This window comes from Ruegeria sp. BHSA162 (genome assembly GCF_059613385.1).
This window is the reverse complement of sequence record NZ_JBXWSK010000132.1, coordinates 1-5,042: the sequence shown is the minus strand read 5'-3', so window position 1 is coordinate 5,042 and position 5,042 is coordinate 1. Positions and strand designations below refer to the sequence as shown.

The window sequence follows — 5,042 nt, the reverse complement described above, 5'->3', positions numbered from 1 at the left end:
GGCTCGGCCAGCCGGACAAGGCTCAGAAACCTGCTTCGGTCCGCAGCTTCTCCATCAACCGGCCCAGCGTCCGTTCGTACCGGTCGCTGCGCAACCGACCTGAATCGTCGAACTCGTTCGAGCTGTCGGCCAGATGAAATTCGGGGCCCTGCAGGATGCGCGGCTGAAACGGCACCATGAACGACCGCAGGATCATCTGCGCCCGTTCGCCTCCGGCCCGGCCCGCCGCTGCTGACATCACCGCAACCGGTTTGTCGGCCCAGGGATTGCCCTTGGTCCGGCTGACCCAGTCCAGAGCGTTCTTCAGAACGCCTGACGGCCCTTTGTTGTATTCCGGAGTGGAAATGACCACCGCATGGGCACCGGCGATCTGATCCGCCAGGATCTGAACTTCGGCCGGGATCCCGTCGGCCTCCTCAGCATCTCCATCATAGAGCGGCAGGTTCAGATCAGCTTCGATGAACGTTCCCGCGCCGAACAGGCGCGCCGCTTCACGGATCAGGCGTCGATTGGTGGCGTTCTGCCGCAACGAGCCGGACAGGCCCAGAAGGATCGGTTCGGACATCAGGATATCTCCGTCATGTGTTTCGGCTGCAGTTTAGTCATCCCGACCGCAAACCATAGCCCGCCTGACGCGCAGTCAATGTGCAAAAAGAAAGGGGCCGCTCGCGGCGGCCCCCGGCGGTTGGCTGTTGATCGGCTCAGGCGTTGCCGCTTGGCACGATCACGATCTCGACCCGGCGGTTCTGCGCCTTGCCCTCGGGCGTCAGGTTCGAGGCGATCGGTTGGTTTTCACCGCGGCCGATCGTGGCAATGCGCGCATAGCTGACGCCATTGGCCTGCAGAACATCCGCCACCGCATTGGCGCGGCGTTCGGACAGGATCTGATTGTAGCCGGCCTCACCATCGCTGTCGGTGTGCCCGATGATCTGTACGTTCGAGTTGGGATAGTTCACCAGGTTTTGCCCCACGCGGACCAGATCCGCTCTCAGCGCAGGCCGGACCGTGGCGCCGTCGGTGTCGAAGGTGATGTCATTCGGAACCGTGACGATTAGCCGGTCTCCGGCGTTGACGATCGTGATACCGTCATTGGCCAGTTGCTGACGCAGTTCGGCTGCCTGCCGGTCCAACTGGTTGCCGATCAACCCGCCGCCGGCAGCACCGATGGCCGCACCGGCAACGGCACCCAACCCAGGGTTCGAGTCATTGGCGATGGCGCCAACACCGGCGCCAATCAGACCGCCCAGCAACGCTCCCTGCTTGGCGTTCTGGTTCGGGTCGTCCTGAACCCGCAATGTACCGGGGTCGGTACAGGCCCCCAGCACAAATGCGGCGCTCAGCCCGACCGGCAGCAAGAATCTGGAAATTTTCATGGGTTCACCTTCTGCTCCTGCACCCGTTTTTCCGGGTTACGTGTTTGACGTGATTATAGCACGCCTGACACAAACAGGCTCAAGCGACAAAAACGTGAGATCGGCGAATACCCGCCGCCCCGAAGGCGCTCAGAAATCCGGCAACGCGCGAAATTTCATCGATATGCCATCCTCGGGGTGTTTGACGCGCAATTCCTCGGAATGAAGCATCAGCCTGGGGAAATCGCGCGCTGGTCCTTCGGCATAGAACGGGTCGCCCAGGATCGGATGGCCCAGTGCCTGCATATGGACACGCAACTGGTGCGAGCGACCGGTTTTTGGAAACAGGCGAACGCGGGTGGTGTCCCCGTCGTACCGGACGACCCGCCAATCCGTGACCGCCGGCTTTCCGGTCTCGTGGCACACCATCTGGCGCGGCCTGTTGGGCCAATCCACGATCAACGGCAAGTCTACCGTGCCGGTTTTGGGTTCCAGCCGGCCCCACACGCGGGCGACGTAGGTTTTTCGTGTCTGCCGGTTTTCGAATTGCTGCCCCAGATACCGTTGAGCGTGCGGTGTCTGGGCAAAGATCATGACGCCTGAGGTATCGCGGTCCAACCGGTGGACCAGCAAGGCCTGCGGGAATGCGGCCTGCACACGGACGAGCAGGCAATCCGCCAAGTGCTCTCCCCGGCCGGGAACCGACAGCAGGCCCGCCGGCTTGTTCACCACGATCACCTGCGCATCCTCGTGCAACACGTCCAGCGGCGTTTTGGGGGGATCATAGGTATCGCTCATGCGCGCTGCCTATCGCAGGGCGCCGCCTCTCGCAACGTCGTCCTTGCGATGAGAAGGCTTCTCGGCAACTCTCGCGCCAGGCAGAGGAGATGACATGCACCCGACGATCGAACGAATGCAGGAAGTGGTCGCCAAGGGCGACGAGAGCCTGATCCATGAATTGCTGGCCGAAGACGTGCAGTTCCTTCCGCCGACCTACTACAGCACCTGGACAGGCCGCGCCCCGGTGGCGGCGGTATTGGGTCACGTTGGACAGGTTTTTTCCGAGTTTCGCTACCGCCGGATCATGGGCGATGGCAAAGACTGGGCATTGGAGTTTCAATGCAAGGTGGGTGAACTGGACGCTGTTGGCGTTGACCTGATCACGCTCAACGATGACGGGCTGATTCAGACATTCGAAGTCGCCATGCGTCCCTACAAGACCGTTGGCGCCCTGCGCGAGGCCATGATGGCCCGCGTCATGAAAGACCCCCGATTCCTGGAATTTCGGAACGCTTTGAGCTGAGCCACCCGTGCCCATTGACGCCGATCAGCTTCTGAGGGTTCCGCTGCTGCCGGTTCTGGCGGCACAGGCTCTGATGGTGCGACGAAGGGCCGTGCAGCTGCCCGAACCTGCCGGTGCGCGTGAGGGCCGGCAAGGCCGCGGGCCGAGACTTCGCCTGCTGATCGCCGGCGACAGTTCAGCCGCAGGCGTTGGGGCAGGCACTCAGGAACAGGCGCTGTCGGGCCAGCTGGTGAAACGGCTCAGCCGCCAGTTCAGCGTGGAGTGGCGCCTTGTTGCAACGACCGGCCACACGACCGGTGACACGATCGAAGACCTGCGCAGGATCGAAGGCCAGTTTGACGCGGCTGTTACGGCCTTGGGCGTCAACGACGTCACCCGAGCCGTGACCTGCAACCGGTTCAAACGGCAGCAGGCAGAGTTGATGCGCTTGCTTACCGTCGATCTGGGCGTGCGGACTGTGATCGTGACGGGCGTCCCGCAGATGGATCGGTTCCCGGCCTTGCCACAGCCCTTGGCATGGGTTCTGGGCCGGCAATCCGCGCGCCTTGACGAAGGGCTGAGAGAGGTGATCGCGAGCTTTCCACAGGCCCGGCATCTGGCACTGCACCTGCCCGACGATCCGGCCTTGGCCGCTGTGGACGGCTATCACCCAAGCCCCAAAGCCTATCGCCTTTGGGCAGAGCAGGCCGCGCGAATGATCCTCGATCAGGTCTGACCGCGCACCTGACGGATCATGGGCACTGAATAGACTACCAGTGCGGCCCAGATCAGCGGAAAGGCAATCATGCGCCCGCGGTCGATCTGCTCACCAAACAGCGTGATCGCCGTGATGAATATCATGGTCGGCGCGATGTACTGTAGGATGCCCATGGTCGAAAGTCGCACCAGCTTGGCCCCGTTGGCATAGACCAGCAGCGGAACAGCGGTCACGAGACCCGCCCCGGCCAACAGCATGGTATCCGTTGCGGCACCTCCAAAATGTCCGGTGCCCTGCACGCCCAACCAGGTCACGTAAGCCAGCGCGGGAACCAGCAAAATCAGAACCTCAAGCAGGAATCCCTGGTTTGGTCCGATGGGCAACGAGCGCTTGAAGAACGCATAAAATCCCCAGCTGACCATCAACCCCAGCGCCGCCCATGGCAGACGGCCGGCCTCGATCACCAGAACCAGGACGCCCAAGGCGGCAAGCCCCACGGCAATCAACTGTGTTCGGGTCAGGGACTCGCGCAGCAGGATCGCTCCCAGCGCTATGCTGAACAGCGGGTTGATATAATACCCCAGCGCCGCGTCCAGAGCGTTGCCACTGGCGATCGCCCAGACGTAGATAGCCCAGTTCACTGAAATCAGGGCCGCCGTCAGGCATGCCATTCCCAACATGCGCGGATCGCGCAGCGCCGCCTTCAGATCACCGGTTCGCCCCAGCGCGACCAGCAACAGCCCGGCCACCGGCACCGACCAGATGATGCGATGCGCCACGATTTCGACGGGACCGATATGCGCCATTGCCTTCATGTAGAGCGGCAGAAAACCCCAAAGGACATACGCCGTAACAGCCAGCGCAAGGCCTTTTGGCGAATCCGTGTTCTGGGCTTGGGTCGGGCGCTCGGCCATGAATGGTCTCCAGCTGATACCCCCCGTCTTTAGGCAAAGTCCCTTGCCATTGAAACTCAGAAAAGCTTGAAGACGCCCATAACGAATTGTGATGGGTCGGCGGCCCTATCGTCCGGTGTGCGACCGGCAGAACCATGTTCGGCTATGCTTGGTTTTCCGGTAAAGTCTTGGCCAGATGGAGGCCTCGTCAAGAACCTCCATCCGGCGCTATACAATTGCATAGGAGCAACGCCCCCAACCCGCCATCAGACCTTCACACGTTCGGATTTCGGATCGTACATGGGTTTGAGCGACGCCTCGGCGCGGACCTTTACTCCGCAGACGTCAATCTCGTATGTCGAGGACAGCACGTCGGCCGCGCTTTCGCCCTTGCAGGGGACATAACCCATGCCGATCGCGCCACCCAAAGTGTGGCCATAGTTTCCTGAGCTGATGTAGCCCACATATTCGCCATCTCGGATAATCGGTTCGTTGTGGAACAGCAGCGGTTCAGGGTCAGTCAGCTTGAATTGCACCAGCCGGCTGTGGGGGCCGCTGTCCTTGCGGGCAATCACCGCATCTCGGCCGATGAAATCACATCCCTTGTCCACCTTGACGGCAAAGCCGAGACCGGCGTCCACAACGTGATCTTCGCAGGTGATGTCATGGCCGAAGTGACGGAAGCCCTTTTCGATCCGGCAGCTGTCCATCATGTGCATGCCGCACAGCTTCAGGCCCATGTCCTGCCCAGCCTCGTGCAGCGTTTCGAAAACGTGGCCGGCCATATCCGACGACAC

7 protein-coding genes are annotated in these 5,042 nt (G+C 61.8%); 2 read left to right on the top strand and 5 right to left on the bottom strand.

Annotation, left to right across the window (positions count from 1 at the left end; all coding sequences use genetic code 11):
- Positions 1-22: 22 nt before the first annotated feature.
- The 3 genes from AC2FM5_RS19190 to AC2FM5_RS19180 form a co-directional block, all read right to left on the bottom strand.
- Complete coding sequence (locus AC2FM5_RS19190; protein ID WP_496737539.1) at positions 23-565, bottom strand: NADPH-dependent FMN reductase; 543 nt, start codon at positions 563-565, stop codon at positions 23-25.
- A 136-nt stretch (positions 566-701) separates the two neighbouring features.
- Positions 702-1,373: a YiaD family glycine zipper/OmpA-like lipoprotein gene (locus AC2FM5_RS19185; protein ID WP_496737537.1), complete on the bottom strand. Its 672-nt coding sequence runs from the start codon at positions 1,371-1,373 to the stop codon at positions 702-704.
- A gap of 129 nt (positions 1,374-1,502) precedes the next feature.
- A complete protein-coding gene (locus tag AC2FM5_RS19180; RefSeq protein WP_170364291.1) occupies positions 1,503-2,150 on the bottom strand; it encodes an RluA family pseudouridine synthase in 648 nt (215 codons plus the stop codon).
- 94 nt (positions 2,151-2,244) lie between these two features.
- Here AC2FM5_RS19180 and AC2FM5_RS19175 point away from each other — a divergent pair, with 94 nt between their 5' ends.
- Both AC2FM5_RS19175 and AC2FM5_RS19170 read left to right on the top strand, forming a co-directional pair.
- On the top strand, positions 2,245-2,655 hold the full coding sequence (locus tag AC2FM5_RS19175) for a nuclear transport factor 2 family protein (protein ID WP_093964288.1): 411 nt from the start codon (positions 2,245-2,247) through the stop codon (positions 2,653-2,655).
- Positions 2,656-2,662: 7 nt separating this feature from the next.
- On the top strand, positions 2,663-3,370 hold the full coding sequence (locus AC2FM5_RS19170) for an SGNH/GDSL hydrolase family protein (RefSeq protein WP_367647609.1): 708 nt from the start codon (positions 2,663-2,665) through the stop codon (positions 3,368-3,370).
- Here AC2FM5_RS19170 and rarD read toward each other — a convergent pair.
- Together rarD and AC2FM5_RS19160 are read right to left on the bottom strand one after the other, a co-directional pair.
- Positions 3,361-4,266: an EamA family transporter RarD gene (rarD, locus tag AC2FM5_RS19165; protein ID WP_170600112.1), complete on the bottom strand. Its 906-nt coding sequence runs from the start codon at positions 4,264-4,266 to the stop codon at positions 3,361-3,363. The two genes, AC2FM5_RS19170 and rarD, sit on opposite strands and share 10 nt — an antisense overlap.
- A 245-nt stretch (positions 4,267-4,511) precedes the next feature.
- On the bottom strand, positions 4,512-5,042 hold a 531-nt coding region (locus AC2FM5_RS19160; protein ID WP_496737534.1), incomplete at its 5' end, for a glycine cleavage T C-terminal barrel domain-containing protein.

Coding starts and splice junctions, on each gene's coding strand:
- AC2FM5_RS19175 (WP_093964288.1), top strand. CDS start 2,245: ATGCACCCGACGATCGAACGAATGCAGGAAGTGGTCGCCAAGGGCGAC.
- rarD (WP_170600112.1), bottom strand. CDS start 4,266: ATGGCCGAGCGCCCGACCCAAGCCCAGAACACGGATTCGCCAAAAGGC.
- AC2FM5_RS19185 (WP_496737537.1), bottom strand. CDS start 1,373: ATGAAAATTTCCAGATTCTTGCTGCCGGTCGGGCTGAGCGCCGCATTT.
- AC2FM5_RS19190 (WP_496737539.1), bottom strand. CDS start 565: ATGTCCGAACCGATCCTTCTGGGCCTGTCCGGCTCGTTGCGGCAGAAC.
- AC2FM5_RS19180 (WP_170364291.1), bottom strand. CDS start 2,150: ATGAGCGATACCTATGATCCCCCCAAAACGCCGCTGGACGTGTTGCAC.